The 22,155-nt window shown below is 62.8% G+C and carries 21 protein-coding genes; 8 read left to right on the forward strand and 13 right to left on the reverse strand.

Going from position 1 to position 22,155, the window contains the following annotated elements:
* Positions 1–32: 32 nt before the first annotated feature.
* Positions 33–899, forward strand: coding sequence for a catechol 1,2-dioxygenase (gene catA / locus ACODSO_RS19115; RefSeq protein ID WP_489038360.1), 867 nt, complete (start codon positions 33–35; stop codon positions 897–899).
* A 5-nt stretch (positions 900–904) separates the two neighbouring features.
* A complete protein-coding gene (catC, locus tag ACODSO_RS19120; RefSeq protein ID WP_489038361.1) occupies positions 905–1,189 on the forward strand; it encodes a muconolactone Delta-isomerase in 285 nt (94 codons plus the stop codon).
* A 4-nt stretch (positions 1,190–1,193) separates the two neighbouring features.
* On the opposite strand, the gene ACODSO_RS19125 is transcribed toward catC, so the two are convergent.
* Both ACODSO_RS19125 and ACODSO_RS19130 read right to left on the reverse strand, forming a co-directional pair.
* A complete protein-coding gene (locus ACODSO_RS19125; RefSeq protein ID WP_489038362.1) occupies positions 1,194–3,260 on the reverse strand; it encodes an AMP-binding protein in 2,067 nt (688 codons plus the stop codon).
* Between the two features lie 229 nt (positions 3,261–3,489).
* Positions 3,490–3,765, reverse strand: coding sequence for a hypothetical protein (locus ACODSO_RS19130; protein ID WP_489038363.1), 276 nt, complete (start codon positions 3,763–3,765; stop codon positions 3,490–3,492).
* Positions 3,766–3,888: 123 nt separating this feature from the next.
* On the opposite strand from ACODSO_RS19130, the gene ACODSO_RS19135 reads away from it, so the two are divergent.
* Entirely contained in the window at positions 3,889–4,596 is a 708-nt protein-coding gene (locus ACODSO_RS19135; protein WP_489038364.1) for an enoyl-CoA hydratase-related protein, read from the forward strand.
* 28 nt (positions 4,597–4,624) lie between these two features.
* On the opposite strand, the gene ACODSO_RS19140 is transcribed toward ACODSO_RS19135, so the two are convergent.
* The 4 genes from ACODSO_RS19140 to ACODSO_RS19155 all read right to left on the reverse strand — a co-directional run bounded on the left by ACODSO_RS19140 (position 4,625) and on the right by ACODSO_RS19155 (position 9,722).
* Positions 4,625–6,250 (reverse strand): SLC13 family permease, encoded by a 1,626-nt coding sequence (locus tag ACODSO_RS19140; RefSeq protein ID WP_489038365.1) that lies wholly within the window; start codon positions 6,248–6,250, stop codon positions 4,625–4,627.
* A gap of 123 nt (positions 6,251–6,373) precedes the next feature.
* Positions 6,374–7,573: a serine hydrolase domain-containing protein gene (locus tag ACODSO_RS19145; protein ID WP_489038367.1), complete on the reverse strand. Its 1,200-nt coding sequence runs from the start codon at positions 7,571–7,573 to the stop codon at positions 6,374–6,376.
* A gap of 272 nt (positions 7,574–7,845) precedes the next feature.
* Positions 7,846–9,195, reverse strand: a complete 1,350-nt coding sequence (locus ACODSO_RS19150) for a flavin monoamine oxidase family protein (protein WP_489038368.1) — start codon at positions 9,193–9,195, stop codon at positions 7,846–7,848.
* A gap of 104 nt (positions 9,196–9,299) precedes the next feature.
* Positions 9,300–9,722: a hypothetical protein gene (locus ACODSO_RS19155; protein WP_489038369.1), complete on the reverse strand. Its 423-nt coding sequence runs from the start codon at positions 9,720–9,722 to the stop codon at positions 9,300–9,302.
* Positions 9,723–9,899: 177 nt separating this feature from the next.
* Between ACODSO_RS19155 and ACODSO_RS19160 the strand changes: the two genes are divergently transcribed.
* A complete protein-coding gene (locus tag ACODSO_RS19160; RefSeq protein ID WP_489038370.1) occupies positions 9,900–10,538 on the forward strand; it encodes a GyrI-like domain-containing protein in 639 nt (212 codons plus the stop codon).
* 38 nt (positions 10,539–10,576) lie between these two features.
* Complete coding sequence (locus tag ACODSO_RS19165; protein ID WP_489038371.1) at positions 10,577–11,860, forward strand: MFS transporter; 1,284 nt, start codon at positions 10,577–10,579, stop codon at positions 11,858–11,860.
* A 53-nt stretch (positions 11,861–11,913) separates the two neighbouring features.
* On the opposite strand, the gene ACODSO_RS19170 is transcribed toward ACODSO_RS19165, so the two are convergent.
* On the reverse strand, positions 11,914–12,867 hold the full coding sequence (locus ACODSO_RS19170; protein ID WP_489038372.1) for a ferritin-like domain-containing protein: 954 nt from the start codon (positions 12,865–12,867) through the stop codon (positions 11,914–11,916).
* A 199-nt stretch (positions 12,868–13,066) separates the two neighbouring features.
* On the opposite strand from ACODSO_RS19170, the gene ACODSO_RS19175 reads away from it, so the two are divergent.
* Entirely contained in the window at positions 13,067–13,630 is a 564-nt protein-coding gene (locus ACODSO_RS19175) for a dihydrofolate reductase family protein (protein ID WP_489038373.1), read from the forward strand.
* Between the two features lie 25 nt (positions 13,631–13,655).
* Here the strand turns inward: ACODSO_RS19175 and ACODSO_RS19180 are convergent, their stop codons facing one another.
* The 6 genes from ACODSO_RS19180 to ACODSO_RS19205 are packed head-to-tail and all read right to left on the reverse strand — an operon-like array spanning position 13,656 to position 20,075.
* Positions 13,656–14,396: a TetR/AcrR family transcriptional regulator gene (locus tag ACODSO_RS19180; RefSeq protein ID WP_489038374.1), complete on the reverse strand. Its 741-nt coding sequence runs from the start codon at positions 14,394–14,396 to the stop codon at positions 13,656–13,658.
* Positions 14,397–14,403: 7 nt separating this feature from the next.
* On the reverse strand, positions 14,404–15,543 hold the full coding sequence (locus tag ACODSO_RS19185; protein WP_489038376.1) for an acyl-CoA dehydrogenase family protein: 1,140 nt from the start codon (positions 15,541–15,543) through the stop codon (positions 14,404–14,406).
* Positions 15,540–16,526 carry an acyl-CoA dehydrogenase family protein gene (locus ACODSO_RS19190; protein ID WP_489038378.1) on the reverse strand — a complete coding sequence of 329 codons (987 nt, stop codon included), beginning with the start codon at positions 16,524–16,526 and terminating at the stop codon, positions 15,540–15,542. Before ACODSO_RS19190 ends, ACODSO_RS19185 begins: the two co-directional genes overlap by 4 nt.
* A complete protein-coding gene (locus ACODSO_RS19195) occupies positions 16,523–17,659 on the reverse strand; it encodes an acyl-CoA dehydrogenase family protein (RefSeq protein WP_489038379.1) in 1,137 nt (378 codons plus the stop codon). Before ACODSO_RS19195 ends, ACODSO_RS19190 begins: the two co-directional genes overlap by 4 nt.
* Positions 17,660–17,664: 5 nt before the next feature.
* Positions 17,665–18,534, reverse strand: coding sequence for an enoyl-CoA hydratase (locus ACODSO_RS19200; protein ID WP_489038381.1), 870 nt, complete (start codon positions 18,532–18,534; stop codon positions 17,665–17,667).
* Positions 18,531–20,075, reverse strand: coding sequence for a FadD3 family acyl-CoA ligase (locus tag ACODSO_RS19205; RefSeq protein WP_489038382.1), 1,545 nt, complete (start codon positions 20,073–20,075; stop codon positions 18,531–18,533). Before ACODSO_RS19205 ends, ACODSO_RS19200 begins: the two co-directional genes overlap by 4 nt.
* A 46-nt stretch (positions 20,076–20,121) precedes the next feature.
* Between ACODSO_RS19205 and ACODSO_RS19210 the strand changes: the two genes are divergently transcribed.
* Both ACODSO_RS19210 and ACODSO_RS19215 read left to right on the forward strand, forming a co-directional pair.
* On the forward strand, positions 20,122–21,309 hold the full coding sequence (locus ACODSO_RS19210; protein ID WP_068378340.1) for an acyl-CoA dehydrogenase family protein: 1,188 nt from the start codon (positions 20,122–20,124) through the stop codon (positions 21,307–21,309).
* 47 nt (positions 21,310–21,356) lie between these two features.
* Positions 21,357–22,151: an SDR family oxidoreductase gene (locus ACODSO_RS19215; RefSeq protein ID WP_489038383.1), complete on the forward strand. Its 795-nt coding sequence runs from the start codon at positions 21,357–21,359 to the stop codon at positions 22,149–22,151.
* The last annotated feature ends 4 nt before the right edge of the window (positions 22,152–22,155 follow it).

Here is a 22,155-nt window from a genome sequence, read left to right on the forward strand (position 1 = left end):
CCATTTACACCCCGAACACAAGGAGTCAAACCATGAGTATCGACCACGCAGCAACGACAGATGTGTCCGCCGAGGTGGCCACCGCCGCCGCGTCGGGCGCGAACGCCACCCAGCGGTTCACCTCCGACAAGCACGCCGCAGCTGATACCCCGCCCGAGCGCGTCAGTCTCCTGGCTCGACAGGTGATTTCGGCGATCCACGATACCGTGCGGGAACACAAGGTCACCTACGACGAGTACAACGCGCTCAAGGCGTGGCTGATCAACGTTGGACAGACCGGCGAATGGCCGCTGTTTCTCGACGTCTGGGTCGAGCATGTGGTCGAGGAAGTCGCGGGTGAGAATCGCGAGGGCAGTAAAGGCACCATCGAGGGTCCGTACTACGTCCCCGACGCACCCGAGCTCGGGTCGGCGGCAATCCTGCCTACCCGCGATGGCGAGAAGGGCACACCGCTGCTGTTCCAGGGGCAGGTGCGCGGCGTCGACGGTACCCCGCTCCCGCACGCCGTTATCGAGATCTGGCATGCCGACGCCGACGGCTTCTACTCGCAGTTCGCACCCGGAATTCCCGAATGGAATTTGCGCGGCACGGTGACCACAGATGACCAGGGCCAGTTCTGGATTCATACGATGAAGCCTGCGCCGTACCAGATCCCGACCGACGGAGCGTGCGGCAACCTTATCTCGGCGGCAGGCTGGCACCCGTGGCGTCCGGCGCACCTGCACCTCAAGGTCGCAGCGGTGGGCCATCAGCAGATCACCACCCAGCTCTACTTCCCGGGTGACGCCCACAACGACGACGACGTCGCCAGTGCCGTCAAGCCCGAGCTCATCCTCGACCCGCACGACGTCGACGGTGGCCAGGAAGTGACCTACGACTTCGTCCTCGACAAGGCCTGAGAGACATGCTGTTTGCAGTGAAAATGGATGTCGCGCTGCCGCAGGACCTCGATGCGGTCGTACGAACCGATACTCTCACGCGAGAGAAGGCGTACTCGCAGCAGTTGCAGCGCGACGGCGAATGGGTGAGTATCTGGCGGCTCGTGGGCCAGTATTCGAACCTGAGCATCTTCGATGTGCGGGACAACGAGCGTCTGCATGAGATTCTGTGGAATCTGCCGCTGTTCCCTTACATGACCATCGAGGTGACCGCGTTGACCACCCATCCCTCGGACATCGCCGCAGTCTGACCGCTCAGGTTCCCGCCGCCGGGGTGGGTTCGACGAGCAACCGCTTGACGACTTTGCCAGTGGCAGTTCGGGGGAGTTCGTCCAGGAACGTCACGTCACGCGGAACCGAGAAGCGGCTCAGACGATTTCGAATGTACGCTCGGACCATCTCTGCATCGAGGCCGGCGGATCCTCGGCCGACGACGAATGCCGCCAGGCGTTGACCGTACTCGTTGTCGGGCACACCGACGACTGCTACCTCGCCGACCTGCGGGAGGTTGGCGATGGCATCCTCCACAGGTCCCGGAAAGACGTTTTCTCCTCCGGAGATGATCATCTCGTCGTCGCGGCCGCACACGAAGAGCCGTCCGTTGCAGTCGAGGTAACCGAGATCCCCGGTATCCATCAAGGCCGAACCCTTGGCAGAAACGGTCGACGGCGGATCGGCGTTGGTGTACCCGTCGAACAGCATGTCGTTGCCGACGAAGATGCGACCGAGCGTTCCGACCGGAACGACGTTGCCGTCGGCCGCGAGGATCGCGACCGTGGTCCCCAGCGGCGGTCGGCCCGCGGTGGCGGGTGACGCACGTAGATCGTCGGGGGTAGCGATGGTCGCCCACGAGACTTCGGTGGACCCGTAGAAGTTGTAGAGAATGTCGCCGAAGACATCCATGAACCGGTTGACCGTGGATCCGGTGAGTGCCGATCCGCTGCACGCTACGACACGCAAGCTCGACGTGTCGTAGCGGGATCGCACCGAGTCGGGTAGGTCGAGTATTCGTTGCAGCATGATCGGTACGGCAATCAGCGAGGTGCACCGGTGAGCTTCGATGGCCCGGAGGCAGTCCTCCGGGTCGAATCGATCCTGCAACACCACCGTTGCTCGCAGCGGAGTGCTGATCTGTAAAGCTGCCAGGCCCCAGCTGTGAAACATCGGGGCCGCGATCAACATTCGCTCGTTCATCTGGAGCGGCATTCGAGACAGCATCGCTGCAACGGTGCCGAAGCCCCTCGGGGTGGGGCGGAGCGCACCTTTGGGAGAGCCGCTGGTCCCGGAGGTGAGCACGACGACGGTTCCGGGACGCTCGGGCCGTTCGAAGGTAGTGGACGGCGGAGCCACGAAGTGTTCGAGGGTGCGTCGACGTGGAATGACAGTGCGAGGAGACAAACTGACGCGTGTGACGTCGTTGGGGAGGTAGCGGACAATCGGGTCGAATTCGTCGTCGACGAACAATACGTCGAAGTGTTGGCGGGCCGCGATCGACTCGATCTGGCGGGCCGCCAGGCCCGTGTTGAGGAGGACGACTTCGACTCCGAGCATTCCGCATGCGACGGTGCACTCGGTCATCGTCGTGTGATTGCGTGCCAGGATCCCGATCGTGCTGCCCGGACGAATGCCGGATGCGCTCAAGCCTGCGGCGATTCGGTGTGATCGTTGGTGGATCTCGGCGAAAGTGCGAGTACCGCGGTCGTCGATCACAGCTATCTGGTCCGGCGACTTCGCCGCTGCTGCTGCGAATCCGCCTCCAAGCGTGAAGCCCCACCTAGCCAGTGAACTGAGCTGCTTGTAGGCGCGGTCGGGCCGCGCGGCACGGACGACGCCGGTGCTGATCATCGTCTTCGCGATCGCCAGTTGCAGGGAGCGGGAGTCGCCGGTGCTGGACACGATCGAGGTCGGCGTACCGGCCAGTGCGTCGCCGAGCCGTCGTAGACCGCCGAGAACCCAGTCGACCACAGCTTTGTTGTGTTCGGGTTGGGGTACGTACGAGCCGCTGAGCCCCGCTTTGAACACGGTGACGTCGACCTTGGTCTCGTTGGCCGAGATCTCGGTGAGGGTGAACCTGACGAATCCGCCCGCGTCGACATGTTCGACCGTGACTATCGCGCGGTGACGTCGGTCCACGACGAGTTGTACGGCGTGGTCGATACCACCGACCCGGCACCAGTAGCCGTCGACGGCACCGTCGCGGAGGACGCACGCCTCGATCCCTGGGAAGTATCGCGGGTACAACTCGACCGCGCTCAAGACGCTGCATACCTGATCGGCGTCGTGTGCGAAGACCATGCTGCAGTCGATGACGTCCGAAACCATGCCGTTCCCCCCCGTTGCCCCGCCGAATCGGTCAGCTACGCCGCCGCACAGCACCGACCAGGGGATTGCCGCGCTCACTCGAACGGGTCATCCGCCTGGATGAAGTCGATATATTAACCGTGACGGATAGTTACGCGCACGAAATCGGCATTATTCAGTCGCCGGTCAAGCAGTCGGTTCGTGATGCGGGCGTGCGGGAAGTGGATGCAGGTGCCACTGTGCGGTTGCGCTAGTTGCGGTCCAAGTAGAGCTGGGCCGTTTCGGTGGCAACCGCCGACACCGCAGCAGCAAGTCCTGGCTCGAGATCGAGTGCATTTGCCAGCGTCTCATCTCGTAGTCCACGGGACCGCAGAAGCTCCCACGCACGTTCCATCAGTCGGACCGACGTCGGGTGATCCAGTTCTGGCCTCGTCGATCGCAAAGCCGTTGCGGCCCAATCTGCATCGAACGTTCCGTTCGGTGGGCCGAACACGCGCTCACCGGAGGTATAGCTCCTCGGGTCCATGCGATCCGACGCTAGCACGCACTCGGCAACGCTGTCGGTCCTGCGACTGCCTCGTCGACGAGGCAGTGCGGAATCCTCGAACATTGGTGCATCTGCCAACGAATGTGTGCGTACGTTGGGGACATGCCCTATGTGGACCGTGTTGCCGACGTATTCGTACTGAACCTCGGGGACCGAGATGTAGACAATGGCGAGAATCGAATGGGACCAGCCTGGGTTGCCGACGTCGAAGCGCTTCTCGACGAGGTCGAGGCAGCGACGGGGCCGGCGGCGCTGGTTACCACGGCGACAGGCAAGTATTTCTCCAACGGTGTCGACCTCTCCTGGGGCGCTGAGAACCTCGACCAGGTGAACCTGTTCATCGGCGCGGTGCAGTCGCTGCTGGCACGTGTTCTGACGTTCCCGATGCAGACAGTCGCTGCACTACAAGGGCATACGTTCGGCGGCGCGGCGTTTTTCGCCATGGCACACGACTACCGGGTCATGCGAGCCGACCGCGGCTTTCTGTGCTTCCCCGGCGTGAGTATCGGTGCCAGCTACAGCCCAGGAACAGTGCGGTTGGTTGCTGCCAAGCTGACACCTCTGGCGTTTCACGAGGCACTGACCACGGGACGCCGATACGGCGGTGACGACGCCGCCACCCTCGGTCTGGTCGATTCCGCCTCCGCGGAAGATCGTCTACTCGACGATGCCATCGCACGTGCGACGGAATTGACCGGAACACGAGGCAGTGTTCTCGGCGACATCAAACGCACCATGTATTCAGACGTCGTCGAGTCCCTCCTAGCGCCTGTAGCGGGCGTCGAGGAGCAGGAGTGGACCATGCGCTAGGCAAACTGGGCGGCTCAGGAATCCGGGGTCAGTACTCGATGCCCAACGACCACGCGAACACGGTGTAGGCCGCCAGCGTGATCAAGGCTATGGAAATCAGGTTGAGCCACAACCCACCCCGCATCATCTGGCCTATGGTGATGTAACCGCTGGCGTACGAGACCGCGTTGGGAGGCGTTGCCACCGGAAGCATGAACGCACACGTCGCTGCCAGCGCGACGGGAATTGTCAGCACCAGCAGATCGATGTCCATGCCCATCGCGACCCCGCCGGCCACGGGCAGGAACGTTGCTGCCGTCGCTGTATTGCTCGTGATCTCGGTCAGAAAGATGATTGCCGTCGTTGCCACGACGATCAGCAGGACCACGGGAATAGTATCGAGTCCCGCTGCGACACTCCCGATCCAGTCGGTCAGGCCGCTGGATTGGAACTGCGCCGACAGTGCAAGTCCTCCACCGAACAGGAGCAGGACACCCCAGGGCAGTTTGACGGCCGTCTCCCAGTCGATCAGGCGAACACCCTTCTTTCCTCCGCTGGGCATCAGGAACAGAAGAATTGCAGCAGTCATTGCGATCCCGGTGTCGGAGATCGGTGGCGCGTCGAAGATCAGTGGAACCGCGACCCACGACGCAGCCGCGAGACAGAAGATGATCGCGACTCGGATCTCACCCTGCGACATCTTCCCCAGGGCATCCAGTTCGCCCTTGATGAGCTGCTTGCCGCCTGGAATATCATCGATCTCGGGTTTGAACAAGACATGGGTGAGCAAGAACCAGGCTATGAACAGCAGGACCACCGCGAGTGGCACACCCGCGATCATCCATTCGAGAAATCCGATCGTGATGCCCTGGCCCTCGAGGTAACCCACCAGCAGAGTATTCGGAGGAGTGCCGATGATCGTCCCCAACGATCCGATCGAAGCCGCGTAGGCAATACCGAGCATCATCGCGGTACCGAAGTTGCTCTTGATCACCGCCTCCGTAATCGTGGCATTGGCATTGGCATCGGCATTGGCATCGGCATCGGCATCAGCATCAGCGTCGGGAACGGCCCCCGCCTTCTTTCCGATGTCGAGTACCAACACCAGAACCGAGACACCGATCGGGATCATCATGACTGCGGTGGCTGTGTTCGACACCCACATCGACAAGAAGCCGGTCGCGATCATGAAGCCTGCGATCACCATCGTCGGCTTAGTGCCCATGGCGTTGACGGTGAGAAGCGCTATCCGACGGTGCAAGTTCCACCGTTGCATCGCCAGAGCCAGCAGGAAGCCACCCATGAACAAGAAGATGATGTTGTTGCCGTAAGAAGCGCCCACATCGTTGATGTCGACGTCGTCAACCAGGACGGGAAAGATCAAGAGTGGCAACAGGGCTGTTGCAGGAATCGGTATTGCCTCGGTCATCCACCAGATGCCCATGAGTACTGCGGTTGCGGCAGTCAACCGCGCAGCGTGGTCGACGTCGGCGGGCATGACCGCGTACACGAGCACCGCCAGCAGTAGACCAACAGCGAGCCCGACCCACTGCCGCTTCCGACGCCCTGGCTTGACCTCGTCGTCACGTTCCCCGGCCGATCTCTGGTCGACTTCGGCGAATTCGTTCGGGTCGGCTCGGCGACCTGACTCCTCCTCGTCGCTGACCTGCGACATAAGGGCCTCCTCGTGCTCGGCGTGTCGTCAGCGTATCGCCTCGGATGTCCGAAAAGTCGTAATCAAGGCCGTTGGCGGGTCCGGGTTTTGTCGCCCAGGGACAGATTCGCCACGAAGCACCGGTCAGGACAGCTTCGGCGGATTGTCCGGCAACAGGAGTGCGCCGATAGCGCTGGCGATCGGAACCGTGTTGTTGGTGTCTGCATTCGCAGTCGGTCCGAGCGTGGCGTAGATGACGATCGTGGTTTTCGATTCCGTGTCGTACAAAGCGACACCGTTGTAACCACCGAAGGACGGGTTCATGAACAACCAGCTGCCGAGGTGGGCAGTCCCGAAGGCGAAGAATCGTTCGTCGGTGAGTGGGCCGAGACCGGCTGTCTCGGGTGCCATCATCTCTTGAAATGCGCTGTCGGACAGTAGTTCGCCGGTTCCCAGTGCGCGAACCCAGCGCCCGACGTCGGCAACTGTGGAGTTCAAGTTTCCACTGTTGAGAAAAGCGGTGGGATTCCAGAAGGTCGAGTCTTCGAAGACGCCGCGCTCATTGGTGTAGCCGTGCAGGGCAGGATCGGCCATCTGGGGCGTCATCATCACGTTGCTCTCGCGCATTCCGAGCGGCGTGAAGACTCGATTCTTCAACAGCTCGCCCAGCGTTTCACCCGACGCCTTTTCGAGCACCACGCCGAGCAGACATAGATCGCTGTGCGCGTAGGCGAAGTTGGTGCCCGGTTCGAACAGCGGCGGGCGGGCGTTGGCGAGGTCGAAGATCTCTTGCGCCGTGAATTCCTCGATCGGATTCGCGTAGAAGGTCTTCAAGAAATCGGGATTCGTCACATAGTCCGAGATGCCGCTGGTGCTGTTGGCGAGCATTCGTGGCGTGATCTGCTCGGCGCGTGGAAAATCGGGAACCCACCTGGCAATCGGTTCGTCGAGGTTCAATGTTCCGTCGTCGTCGAGTTGAAGGAGTGCCGTCGACAGCATCGGCTCCATCGGCTGACCGACGCGAAGTTGCATGTTCGGCGTGGCAGGTACGCCAATCGGCGACTCGCCGACCGCGCCGAGAACGACTTCTTCGTCGCCTTGCCATACCCCGAACACGGCGGCACTGAGATCTAGTGCGGCAAGTTGGCTGGACACGATATCGGTGATCTTGTCGACATCCACGGCGTCCGCAGTCTGGGTGGGTGTCTGCTGTTCGGCGCTACTCGTCTCGGTGCTGCCGTTCTCGTTCTCGGCCGATCCGCACGCAACCAAAGCAGAGACGAGGACGGCCGTGAGTGCCGCGGTGACACTTCGACGCAACACACTGTAAGACGAGATGTTCATCGGCCCAGTCCCTTTCGTGCACGGAAAGTGGACGCGGCGGCTTACGATTCAGGCAGCGTCGACCAGGCGATTCTACCTCCCGAACGATCTCGAAACGCGGTTTCGAGCAGCCCCGATCTTCGAAGCTAGGAGTTCACGATGGTGTGTTCGACAACTCCGATGTCGTCGAGTGCCACCGAGAGCGCTGTTGTCGCTCAACGGTTGCCAGGCCGAGTCCTGCTTCGACTGATATTCGGCGACGACGCCGTTCGACGTGTAAACCCTGCGAATCTTCATTTCTCCCCAGACCCCGCTGCTCGCATGATCCAGATGTCCTCGAACGGTACTGTACGTCCGAGGATCCGTTCTGCGGCCCGGTGTCCTGATTTCAGGGCAGCGGTCACGGTAGCGGGATCGTCGGTCCACGTTGCTTCACCGGCCAGGTGCATGACATCCTCGACCGGAGTGGACAAGTCGTCGTGGTCTTCGGGTACCGATCCGACGGTCATGTAGGAGTAGGAGCCGTGTGAAAACGGATCGTCCTGCCACCGCGTGACGTGTATACGATCGGGCTGCAGTACTCGGTCTCCGTACAGTCCCCGCAGCGCGTCGAGGACGGAATCAGCAATGCGCGCGTCCGACCAGTGACGGGTATCGCGGGCGCATGGACCTGCAGCGAAGGTCAACAGTGTCGGGGAACCATGTGCCGCGCTGACGTCGTACCACGAGTGCCACCAACGACCGGCCTCACCCTGCTGGCGAATGGCATAGACGTCCTGGTCCCAGAATTTCTCGGGGAATCGCAAGAAGACTTTCTCGAATGCATTCATCTCGAGCCGATCCAATGCCCGTGTCACTGGTGGGGGTAGCGGCGGATCGATGACGAACTTCGGCGACTTCAACACCCCGATCGGCACCGTGACGACGGTTCTGTCGGCGGAGAATTCGCCTTGATCCGTTTCTGCGACGACGCCGGTCGGAGCCCACCGGATGCGGGTGACCACGTGCTGCCGACGCACGTCGAGGCCGCGTGCGAGGTGCGTGGCAAGCTCGTCGTAGCCGTCGGGAAATACGACCTCGTCGCCCTCGATGGCATCGTCGTCGAGCCCGTGCGCGTCGAGATCGTCGAGCCAGACGCCCAATTGCTCCTCGGAACGGTGCTGCAGGAACTCGCGGACCCTCGCGGAACGTTGTTCCTCCCAGCCCAATTCACCGAGAGTAGCTTCCACCGCATCGCCGAAGGACGTCATCGGCGCCGATTCGGCGATGGTCGACGCCAATCGAGCGCTGACGAAGTGAACGTCCGAGGCGAATCGCTCGGCGGCCTCGTCGCTCAGTCGTGTGCCGCCAGGGGAGTAGTAGGCAATCGGGCGACTGTCGGGTTGGTAGCTTCCGACGGTGAACTCGACGGTACGCATGCCGTAGGCCTCGACGGCATCGGCAAGCGGGTTGCCGTCGACTCCATGAATCCAGGAGGCGCCGTAGTCGAGGACTTCACCGTTGGAGCGCGATGTCCAGACCCGGCCGCCCACGCGGTTGCGGGCTTCCAGGACGACAACACGTCGCCCCGCGTCGGCGAGAATTCTTGCGGCCGTCAGCCCGGCGATTCCGGCCCCTACGATCAGCGTGTCGAAGTCGGTCAACGTCGTTCCGATCTGTCCGAAGCGGCGGGTGGGAGCTGACTTCCCCGGCTCTCCTCACCATATCGCGTGGCCCGCGGCTTGCGGAGCGGACTTACGCCGATCGGCTACGGAGCGATCCAGGAACCCTGTCCGGGCAGGAAGGTGATGCCGGAGGTGACGGCCGCCGTCGCGCTGATGTTACCCGACCCTGTGAATGTCGATGGCGCATCGAAAGTTCCACCCGACTTCCATTGACCGGAATCACCGGTACTGTGGTTCGTCCACGAGACCGTGCAGTAGCACTCCGAGCTAGAGGAGAAGCGAGAGAATCCCGGTAGCTCCGCGTCGGTGGTGACCGACATCGATTCGTTCACGAAGGCGTTTTCGCTGGACGATCCAGAGCCGGTTGAGCCCAGCAGGAGCGAGAACACAGTCTTGGTGACCGGCGCCGCTGATGCGGTCGGGGCACCGGCGATCGCCACTGTGACAGCTCCCGCGAACAGAAGTGCAGTTACCCGTGTGATCCGGTGACTCGTTGCTTCTGTCATAGGAATTCCATTCTGTTGGAGGCACACGAAGCGTATCCGAAGTCCATACCGTTCGGTCGGCAAGTGACGCCGAGTGCGGGCCTTGCGGGCACATCGTCTCGCCACTAGCGTCTCCACCAAGTCGTCGGCCATGCCGGCTCCGTAGCGCGGGTTGTCGATGAAGAGCAAAGGTTGTCGATGAAGACCGATTTCAAGAAGTCACTTGCGTGCTACACGGCAAGACGCGGCAAGTTCGACATTGTCGACGTTCCGCCGCTTCGGTACGTGATGGTCGACGGGCGAGGTGACCCGAACACCGCGCAGAGCTACGCGGACGCCATTTCGGCTGTCTACCCGGTTGCATATGCGCTCAAGTTCTTCAGCAAGAACGAGCTCGGCCGAGACTACGTCGTCATGCCGCTCGAAGCGCTGTGGTGGGCGTCGAACATGGACGTGTTCACTACCGAGCGAGACAAGTCGCAGTGGAATTGGACAGTGTTGAACATGGTGCCCGACTGGATCGAGCAGGACATGTTCGACACGGCGGTGGCGGAGTCGACAGCCAAGCGACACAACAGTATTGACGTCGATCTACGAATGGAGACCCTTCGCGAAGGACGGTGTGTGCAGACTTTGCACGTCGGTTCGTACGACGACGAGGCCGAAGTTCTGCGTCGCCTGCATGACGAGTTCATTCCGGCAGCGGGCGCGATGATGACCGGGCGCCATCACGAAATCTATCTGAGTGATCCTCGACGGGTCGACCCGTCGAAATTGCGCACAATTCTGCGGCAGCCGATCGAAGACGTGAAGGTTTCCAGCGTCGACAACCCGTGAGCGAGCGCATCGGTCCCCGTTCTGACACGATGTCCGGCATGACGAAGGCGTTGCGACCGAACACCTTCACGGTCGGTACTTTCACACTGCTCGGCGCGCTGTATTTCGCGCAAGGAATACCTTTCGGATTCTTCACCGGAGCTCTCCCGGTCGTATTGCGGGAGTCGGGATACTCGTTGGTGAAGATCAGCGCAACGGGCGTTCTCTTCCTGCCGTGGGCTCTGAAGTTCTTGTGGGCGCCCTACGTGGACCGATACGGAACCCGACGACGGTGGCTGTTGTCCCTGCAGTTCGCGTCCGCCGGCATCGCACTCGGGTTGTCGTTGCTGGACCTGTCCACGACACTTCGATGGCTCTTCGTCGGAGTCTTTGTCGTCAATCTGTTGTCCGCCACGCAGGACGTCGCGACCGACGGAATTGCGGTGCGCCTTCTGAACGTGCAGCAGCGGGGTGTCGGCAACGGCATTCAGGTCGGCGCGTACCGGATCGGCATGGTGTGCGGAGGGGGACTGTTGTTGTGGCTGTTCAGCTTTGCCGGGTGGCGAGCGCTGTTCATCGCGATGGCAGCCTTGCTGATTCTCGCAACCATTCCGGTATGGCGGCTGCGTGCGCAACTCGACGCCGCAGACGCCGAGAACGGAACGCAGGATCGCTCTCAGGAAAAATCCGCAACCCGTCTTGCGGTCACGTGGTGGTCACGACTGCGTCGACCAGGCATGGTCGCGTTCATCCTGTTGATCGCAGGCTTCAAGTTCGGCAACTCGATGGGATCCGCACTGGTCGGGCCGTTCATGTCCGACAGCGGGCTCACTCTCGGCCAGATCGCTCTCGTCGATGGCGGGCTGTCGTCGGTGGCTGCCCTTGTTGGTGCCGCTCTCGGCGCCTGGTTGTCGTACCGCTTCGGCCGGCGACACGCCCTCCTCGTCGGTGGTGTGGTTCAGACCCTCAGTCTTGGGCTGTACATAGTCGCGTCGTTGGGGATCGGCGGCTTTTCGTTGGTGGTGACCGCCAGTGTTGCCGAGCATGTCCTCGGTGGTGCCGCGACCGTAGCAATATTCGCGCTCATGATGGACGCAGCGGACAAGCGCTTCGCCGGAAGCGACTACACACTGGTCGCGTGTGCGGTCGTGTTCGCGCAGGGGATAGCCGGGCTGGCCGCCGGCATCGTGGGTGACATTTTCGGCTTCACCGCCCTCTTCTGCGTTGCGCTCGTATTGTCGGGCATCGGTTGCGCAGTCCTGCTGATCGCGCTGGACCGAGGTGTCGGACCGAGCGGGTTGAAAGAGGTAGTAGCAGCGCGCAGATCGTGGTCACGCGGGTGATGCAAGCGGTCCGGCCCACATCGACGATGTGGGCCGGACGTAGAGGACAAGGATCAGTCGACCGAAATGACGTCCTGCGCGATGGAAGCAAGCCGCGTCTGGGCAGCCGAGATGACGCCATGGCGGTTCTTGTGTGCTTCCTCGAAGGCCACGATCGTCCTGATGTCACTCGAATCGGTGAGGTCCTTGATCGCCGCGACGGACTCGGACACGTTGAGCGTGTCGTAGTCCTCGATCGGAAGCTCGTCGGCGTCGAGGATTCCACCGGCCGCGCGGGCCGAGTGAATGGCGTCGGCAACGCCGTCGACACCCTCCTCACGGGTGACCCCCTCGGCAGCTTCGAGTGCTGCGTCGCGGCTGGCAGCCAGCGTCCGTGCCGCAATGTCGCTTGCATGTGCGCCGCGGCCGAGCAGCTCACCGAGACGGTTCGGGGTCGAGCGTGCTGCATCGAGCGCACGGTCGAGTCCGCGCGCGGACCAGGTCGCGGGCGCGTTGACGATCTTGACGGCACCGCCGGCCGCAGCCTGCAACGGGGTCCGGCGCAATGCTGCGGGACCACCGAGCGCATCCTCGGCGAGCACTGTCTCCAGCCACTCGACCGTGGCACTGTGCGCCCTGATCAGCCGGTCCGCAAGAGCCACCGCAGCGGGTTCCTTCGCAGCTGTGGCAAGGGCCTTGATGTACTTGGATCTGCCGAGAAGCTGCTGCTCGAGTGCCAGATCGCCGAGTAGCGCTTCGTCGAACGGCTGGGCCTGCTCGGCGAGGGTCTTGAACAATGCCAGGGTTCGGCCGACAAGCGGTCCGACAACGTCGGGTAGGCCGCCGAGGTCGCGGAGGGTCGATTCGATGGCGTCTGCGCGAGCGCGGCCATTCAACGCATTCTGCGTCAGCTCTGCCCGAACGGCGTCGGTTCGTGCCTGCGCGACGCGGGTCTCGGCGATCTGGATTTCGGTATTGGTCAGCTGAAGCACGGCCCGCAACTGTGCGAGCAGTGTTGATGTAGTCATCGTGCGCTCCTTCGGTCGAATGGGTCGTCGTCAGTGCCTGTACTCGAGTCGAGGCACTCCAGGTTTTGTTACCCGTCGGTAAATTCGCCAAACCCCGACGTGGAAGGTGACCTACATCTCAGCAAGAAGAGCAAGGATGTGTTCGACGCCGTAAGATCCGCCTTTGCCGCCGTCAACCTAGAGTTTTGGAGAATTCCGCGTGCGCACTCTGATCGTGACTGCCTTCGTGTCCCTCGATGGAGTTATGGAAGGCCCAGGTGGCGAGCCGGGCTACCGCAACTCCGGGTGGACGTTCAGAGATGTCGAGTTCGATGCAGCGGCCTACGAAATAAAGGGCCGCGAGCAAGAAGAGACCACCGCACTGCTGCTGGGCAGGACGTCGTACGAGGCGTTCGCGCCGATCTGGCCGACCATGGACGACTTCGCCGGGTACAACGCGATGCCTCGGTATGTGGTGTCGACGACGCTCGAGGGCGAGGACTCCCGATGGCCGGCAACGATTCTGCGCTCACTCGACGAGGTCGCGGCTCTCAAGCAGACCGAGGGCGGCCCTATCGCCGTCCATGGGAGTGCAACTCTCGGACACAGTCTCGCGGACGCGGGCCTCGTCGACCGCTACCACTTGCTGACTTTCCCGCTGCTGCTCGGAGCCGGAAAGCGGCTGTTCAGCGATGCCGACAAGGACACGACGAAACTGGTTCTCGTGGAGCACGAGACGTACGGGAACGGTGTGCAGAAGCAGGTCTTCGACGTCGTTCGGTAGGTGCCGGGCGGTCCCGCCTGGACCGTCAGTTGTTCGTTGTCCGCTTCGCGGTAGGTCTCGGCTTCCCGCTGCCCGAAGCCTGCAGCCCCTCCATTACCAGCAGCAGATACTGGTCCGCGAGTTGCTCTGCGCTGAGCTTTCCGGAAGGGGTGAACCAACGGACCGCGACCCACACCGAGTCGCGAAGGAAGCGGTAAGCGATCACCGGGTCGAGATCGTCTCGGAACTTGCCCTGTGCAATGCCATCTTCGATGACCTTGATCCAGATGCGGCGAACATCGGCTTCGGCCTTGGTCAGGTAGGCGAATCTGGGGAACTGAGACAGATAATTCCGCTCGTTCTGGATGACGGTGATCGCCGCACGGTGAGGTCCGAGCGACACGAACGCCGCAACGATGAGCTCACGGAGTGTGGTAACCGGATCCTGTTCTCGCTCGACGATCTCGGTGTACGTCTCCATGAGATTGCCGAGGTAGCTGGACAGAATCTCCTCGATGATGGTCTCTTTGGAGTCGAAATGGTGGTACAGACTGCCGGACAGCACCCCCGCCGCATCGCCGATCTCGCGGACGGTGGTCGAGCGAAATCCCTTTTCCGCGAAGAGTTCGGCTGCGATCTCGACCAGCGCCTGCCGACGCTCCGACCCCTGACCTGATTGCTCGCTGCTCCTGCCACCGCTGCTGTTTCGTCCACGAGCGTTGGTGCGGCCGGTGCTGCGCGGCTGCGGCGTCGATGCGGCCCGGGAGGATTTCGGTGATGCAGCCATGGCTGAATTATTCACTTTCTACTCGGCGTGCGTCGGATGGGGGCTGCGCCGTCCGGCGTGGCAGACCCGCGGCACCTTCGAGTGCGGCAACGTGCACCCGGGGGAGTCCGAACAGTTGTGAACTCGAATGCGCGCGCTTGAAGTACAACTGCATGTCGTGCTCCCAGGTGATGGCGATACCGCCGTGAAGCTGGACGCACTCCGCCGCAACAGCCGTGAAGGCCTCCGAACAGTAGGCTCGTGCAACGCCTGCGGAGGTGTGTCGATCCGGAGACGATGCCGCGAAATATGCTGTTGCCCGTGCCGTCTCGACGAGTACGTGAAGATCGGCCATTCGGTGTTTGAGTGCCTGGAAACTGCCGATGGGACGTGCGAACTGCACCCTCGACTTGGTGTACTCGACGGTGAGCTCCAGGCACCGCGCGGCAGCCCCGACTTGTTCGCCAGCAAGGAGAACCATGCCCCGATCGATCGCCTGTTCCAGTACGGCTGAGGCATCGGTAGTCTCGAGTCGGCGCGCAGCAGCACCGTCGAATGCGACCTCGTAGAGCGCGCGAGTCGGGTCCATCGTCGCGCCGCCGGAGCACAGCACCCCCCGAGCGTGAGCGTCGACTTCGAAGAGTTCCACTCCGCCCGCCGATCGGGCGGCGACGAGGAGCGTCGACGCCGAGGCTGCATCGAGGACGTAGCGTGCCCGCCCTGTCAACGACCACTCGTCGTCGTACCGTGCCTCTACAGGTACCCCGTGGGACCAGTCGCCCTGTTCGTCCGCGGCGCACAGCGACACGATCGACGAACCTGCAGCGATGTCGGGCAGCAGACGTGCTTTGGCTTCCTCGTCGTCGGACGCCTCGATAACTGCAGCACACACACCGGACGATCCAAGTGCAGGCGAAGGAACGAGCGCCCTACCCAGTTCCTCGGCGACGATCAGCTGATCGACCAGTCCACCACCGGATCCTCCGTAGTTCTCGTCGATCGAGATCCCGCCGACACCGACTTGTTCGCACAGAAGTGTCCACAGCTCGCGATCGAACCTGTCGCTGGACGTCATGGCCGCACGCACAGCCGCCGGCGTCGCCTTCTTGGTCAATACCGCCCGCATCGTTTCGGCGAGCATCCTCTGATCTTCGGTCAGCGCATTCACAGGGACTCCAGAACGCGCCGACGGTGTACGGCGGCCGTACCCCACGAGGACTGCAGTGCACGAACTTTGGTGGTCCACAGTGACAGGTCGTATTCCATGGTGTAGCCGATTGCCCCATGCACCTGCAGTGCCGTGCGGCTCGACGAGTTCGCCGCGGTGCCGCACACGACCTTCGCGGCCGAGGCATCTCGCCGCGCGTGCCGTGAGTTCGCACCGACCGACAGTGCGGCGTTGAACAGGACGGGTCGCGCCAACTCCAGGCCGATGAAGACGTCGGCCAATGCATGCTTGATCGCTTGGAACGACCCGATCGGTCGCCCGAATTGCTGCCTGGACTTGGCGTAGTCGACAGTGGCGTCCAACATGGCCTGACCGGCACCCAGAAGCTGCGCGGCGCAGGCCAGGGTGGCGAGCACCTCGGCTCTGTCGATTGCTTCGGTACTGTCGCCTCCAGCGATCTGTGTACCTTCGGCCACCACCTGGCCCAACCGGCGTGACGGATCGATCGATTCGTGAACGGCCACGACCGTTGCCGTGGATACCGATGCTGCGCGTGCCAGCAGCACGACATCTGCCATAGCCGGATCGACCGCGTACGGCACATTCGGCTCCACTGCCAACGTCGCGATCAGCTGTCCCGACGCAAGGCCCGGCAACCACTCCCGCTGTTGCTCGGAGGGAAGGGCCCCCAACAGGGCGGGCACGGCCACGATCGATTCCACTACCGGGCCGGGCACGGCCCATTTTCCCAGCCGCTCGAGCGCAACGACCATGTCCACCGGATCGGCGCCGAGTCCATCGAATTCGGGATCGATCAACAGGCTGGTAACTCCGAGTTGGGCCAGCGAAGACCACAAGTTTCGGCAGGGGAGTACGTCGCCGGATGCGAGGGCCCGGCTGACTGTCGGGACGTCGGCCGCACCCAGCATCGAATCCAGACTCGCAGCGAAGTCGAGTTGTGACGCGTCCAAAGCGAATCTCATCGATCTGCCCTCGGTAGGCCGAGCAGTCGTTCGGCTATGACGTTGCGTTGAATTTCGTTGGTGCCGGCATAGATTGGGCCCGACAGTGAAAACAAATACCCGTCGGTCCAGGAACTTGCCCGTTCAGCGCCCGCCCCGAGGATCTCGAGGGCCGTCTCGTGCAGTGCCACGTCGAGTTCGGACCAGAACACCTTGGTCACCGAAGATTCCGCTCCGAGGCTCCCGCCCTCTGCCAGTCGCGTGACCGTCCCGAACGTGTGCAGCCGATACGCCTGTGCCGCGATCCACGCATCCACGACTCGGTCACCGACGGCATCCGATCTACCGTCGTGTTCGTCCAGCAACGACACCAGCTTCTCCGCGGCCGTCACGAATCTGCCTGGACTGCGCAGTGACATTCCGCGTTCGTTGCTGGAGGTGCTCATTGCCACGCGCCAGCCATCATCCGGTTTACCGATGACATCGGAGTCGGGGACGAATACACCGTCGAGGAATATCTCGGCGAAACCCGGTTCGCCGTCGAGTTGTGCGATGGGTCGCACAGTCACGCCGTCGGCAGTGAGCGGAAACATGCAGTACGTGAGTCCGCGGTGTCGGGGAGCGGACGGGTCGGAGCGAAAGAGGCCGAATGCTTTGTCGGCGAAACTCGCTCGTGAACTCCATGTCTTCTGGCCGTCGAGAATCCAGCCGCCGTCGGTTCGCTTGGCCGTCGATCTGATGCCTGCGAGATCGCTCCCCGCTTCGGGCTCGGACCATGCCTGCGCCCAGATATCGTCCGCTCTGGCCATGCGAGGGAGTATCCGGTCCAGCTGTTCCTCTGTCCCGTGCTCGAACAGCGTCGGGGCGAGGAGAAAGATCCCGTTCTGACTGACGCGTGCTGGTGCGCCGGCGGCGTAATACTCCTCCTCGAACACCACCCACTCGAGCATGGATGCGTCTCGGCCCCCGTACCGTTCGGGCCAGGACACCACCGAGTACTTCGCGGACGCAAGAGCGCGTTCCCACTCCCTGTGCGCTTCGAACCCTTCCGCCGTGTCCAAGGACGGCAGAGGAGTGCTCGGTAGGTGCGTGCGCAGAAACGTCCGCGCGCTGTCGCGAAACGCTTCGGTGGCGGTATCGAGATCGAGATCCATCCCCGTCAGCTCTTCTCGGTGGTCGACGTCGCGGAGCTCTTCATGGATTTCGCGTCCATCCCGCCGAGCGAATCGGTGTCCACTTCCGCGTTGTGCGAATGCGCGAAATGGTGCAATCCGAACACCGAATCCATCCCGGATCGCATTCCCATGAGATCTTCGCATTGGTTGACAGCCTTCTTCGTCAACGCGAGCCCGAATGCAGGCATGGCTGCGATCCGGTCGGCGAGTGCAATGGTTTCGGACTCGAGTTCGGCGCGGGGAACCACCCGGTTGACCATGCCCCACTCGAAAGCTTCTGCGGCAGAAAACCTATCGCCCGTGAACAGGATCTCTTTCGCTCGACGCGGACCGAGAACCCACGGATGTGCGAAATACTCGACGCCCGGAATTCCCATCCGAACGACTGGATCCGAGAAGAACGCATCATCGCTCGCGACGATGAGATCGCAGATCCACGACAGCATCAGCCCGCCCGCGATGCATGCCCCCTGCACCGATGCGATCGTCGGTTTCGGAATGTCCCGCCACCGACGGCACATTCCGAGGTAGACCTCCATCTCACGCGCGAATCGTTGGTCACCGCCGGTCTTTCGGACGTGATCCCACCACAGGACCGCCCTGTTCTCGTAGTGCGCGTCGACATCGCGTCCTGGAGTGCCGATGTCGTGGCCCGCCGAGAAATGCTTGCCGTTACCTGCAAGGACGATGACCTTGACGCGGTCGTCCTCCACCGCGTCGGTGAAGGCGCGGTCCAGCGCATACGTCATCACCGAATTCTGGGCGTTGCGGTATTCGGGCCGATTCATCGTGACGATCGCCGTCGAACCACGCACCTCGTACGTGACAACGTTCTCTTCGGTTTCATTCGTCATCGGAGCTCCTCGCGCAGTACACGTTTGAGTATCTTTCCGCCCGCGTTCCGGGGCAGCTCGTTCCGTAATTCCACTGTCTTGGGTACCTTGAATCCCGCCAGCACGGTGCGGCAGTGGGTGAGCAGGGCTTCGGCGTCGATCTGTGCGCCTGGCGACGGGACGACGACGGCAACCCCGACCTCTCCGAGTCGTGGATCGGACTTGCCCACGACCGCGACATCGGCCACACCCGCGAAACGCAGGATCACCTGCTCGATCTCGGCGGGATAGACGTTGAACCCGCCCGAGATGTACATGTCCTTCACTCGATCGGTGACAGTGAGATACCCGCGGTGATCGAGCCTTCCGACGTCCCCTGTGTGCAGCCAACCGTCGCGGTCGATCGCGGCTGCGGTAGCTTCCGGGTCGTCGAGATAGCCGAGCATCACGTTGGGGCCGCGTACCAGGATCTCGTCGCGGTCTCCGATTCTGATCTCGCATCCGGCGGCCGCACGTCCCGAGCTCGAAGCAACCGTCTTCGCATCGTCGCCCGGGCGACACATAGTCGCGACGACGGCTTCGGTGAGTCCGTACGCGGTCAACGTCGTGTCGATGGTCAACTCGTCCCGCATGCGCTCGATCAGCGTGACGGGTACGACGGCTGCACCGGTGACTGCGAGCCGCAACGACGACAGGTCGTACCCGGGTCGTGACGGATGGTCGAGAATCGTCGAGAAGATCGTCGGAGCGCCAGGAAGCACGGTGATGCGGTCGCGATCGATCGTCCTCATTGCTGTCTCCGGGTCGTACACAGCCATGGGGTAGATCGTCGCGCCGACGGAGAGTGCAGCAAGAATCCCTGCCTTGAAACCGAAGCTGTGGAAGAACGGATTGACGACGAGGTAGCGATCGCCGGCTTTCAAACCCGTGCAGTCCGCCCATGCGCGAGCCACCGACAGTGACTGACGGTGTGCACTCATTGCACCTTTGCTCTTGCCGGTGGTTCCCGATGTGAAGAGGATGTCGCTGACCGTGTCACCGGTGAGCGCGGCCGACCTGTCCAGGACGGCGGATTCCGGTGTTTCGGTTGCGAGCGCGGCAAGTTCGGACCAGCGCGTGACGGGTCCGTGCGAGGGCCTGGTGTCGATACCCAGCGGAATCGTGACGATCTGTAGCCGACTCAGTGCGGCGAAATCGAGCTCCGCCAGGCGATCTACGCCGAGGAACCTGTCGGGGACCACGAGCAACCGCGCGCGGGTCCGCTCGAGAATGTCGGTCGCCTCCGCAGTGGTGTAGCGAGTATTGATCGGCACCAGCACGGCGCCTGCGACATGGGCCGCCAGGGCGCTGACGATCCAGTGATACGTGTTCGGAGCCCAGAGCGCCACGCGGTCGCCAGATTCGACTCCCAGGGTGATGAAGGCGCGCGCGGTCTCTGTCACACAGTCGAGCAATTCGCGAAAGGAGATCCGAACGGAGCCGTCGACGATGGCATCTGCGTCGGCGAACGCTGCGGCGGCGTGCATCAACGCACTCGGGGTGGTCTGCCCGTAGTCCGACACTGTCAACTCCTAGCTGAGCAAGGGCTTGGTTTGTTAACGTACCCGAATGGGCAGCGAAGAGGGAAGAGTCGAGCACGGCGAAGATTTCGATGCCGACCGTTTTCGACGAACGGTGCGAGAGTGGCTGAGCGATAACCTCGCCGGTCGGTTCGGCGCGTTGAAGGGCCTGGGCGGACCGGGGCGTGAACATGAGGCATTCGACGAGCGCCTCGCGTGGGACCGCCATCTGGCCGCATCTGGATGGACATGCCTCGGCTGGCCGACCGAGTACGGAGGCCGCGCGCTACCTCTCGAACTCCAGGTGATCTTTCACGAGGAATACGCACGGGCGAACGCTCCGGCTCGTGTGAGCCACATCGGCGAGGAACTGCTCGGGCCGACGCTCATCGCGTTCGGAACACCGGAGCAGAAGTCCAGGTTTCTCCCGTCCATCAATTCGGTGAGCGAACTGTGGTGCCAGGGCTACTCCGAGCCAGGTGCCGGATCCGACCTCGCCGCAGTGTCGACCGCGGCGGCGCTCGACGGCAACGAGTGGGTCATCACGGGGCAGAAGGTGTGGACTTCGCTTGCGCACCTGTCCGATTGGGCGTTCGTTCTCGTCCGGTCCGAGAAGGGTTCGGCGCGTCACGCCGGATTGTCCTACCTGCTCGTTCCGATGAAGCAGGACGGCGTCACAGTGCGCCCGATCACTCAGCTGACCGGGACGTCGGAATTCAACGAGGTCTTCTTCGACGGCGCGCGAACCTCCGCAGACCTCGTTGTCGGAGAACCCGGCCAGGGATGGTCGGTTGCGATGGCGACCCTGGGATTCGAACGCGGCGTGTCGACGCTGGGGCAGCAAGTGGGCTTCGCGCGTGAATTGGAGGGCATCATCTCGGTAGCGTGCAGCAACGGCAGTATCGACGATCCCGCGGTCCGCGAGAAGCTGACGAGAGCGTGGATCGGATTGCGCGTGATGCGTGCCTACGCTGCATCGACCCTCGGCGGTTCAGGTACAGCAGGGGAGGATTCGATCTCCAAATTGCTGTGGGCCAATTGGCATCGAGGGCTGGGGGAGCTCGCCATGGAGGTCGTCGGGCCGTCGTCGATGCTGTCGGATACCGGAGAACTGGACGACTGGCAACGGCTGTATCTGTTCACCCGAGCAGACACCATCTATGGCGGTTCCAACGAAATACAGCGAAACATCATCTCCGAGCGCGTGCTCGGACTTCCGCGAGAGGCGCGCCCGTGAACTCCCAGAACCATACGAAGTCAGGGGTCTCGAGTACCGGGTCCCCGATGCCAAAATCACTGTCGCAGCCTCCCGTCGAGACGCCAGGGCATGGACTTCTGGCCGGGCGAACGGTCGTCGTGACGGCGGCTGCAGGCACCGGAATCGGCAGTGCGACCGCGCGTCGGGCACTGATGGAAGGTGCCGACGTCCTCGTGTCCGACGTTCACGACCGTCGACTCGAAAGTACGCGCGCCGAACTCGCAGCGTTGGGGCTCGGCAGGGTCGAAGCGCTGACGTGTGATGTCACCAGCACGAGCGGCGTCGACGCCCTGATCGACGGTGCCGTCGCGGCGCTGGGGCGGATCGATGTACTGGTGAACAACGCAGGCCTCGGCGGCGAGACCCCTGTTGTCGATATGACGGATGAGCAGTGGTCACGGGTTCTGGATGTGACGCTGAACGGCACCTTCCGGTGCACTCGCGCTGCGCTGAACTACTTCCGGGGCGTCGAGCACGGTGGAGTGATCGTCAACAATGCGAGCGTGCTGGGTTGGCGCGCGCAGCACGGTCAAGCGCACTACGCCGCCGCGAAAGCCGGCGTGATGGCGTTGACGCGCTGCAGCGCGATCGAAGCCGCCGAATACGGCGTTCGCATCAATGCGGTCGCGCCCAGCATCGCCAACCACGCGTTTCTCGCCAAGGTCACCTCCGAGGAGCTGCTGGAGAAGCTGGCGTCCGACGAGGCATTCGGCCGCGCTGCGGAGCCGTGGGAGATCGCGTCGACGATCGCTTTTCTGGCAAGCGACTACTCGACCTACCTCACCGGGGAGGTCGTCTCGGTGTCGAGCCAGCGCGCCTGAAGAA

The sequence above is a fragment of the Rhodococcus sp. FG69 genome (assembly GCF_057808915.1).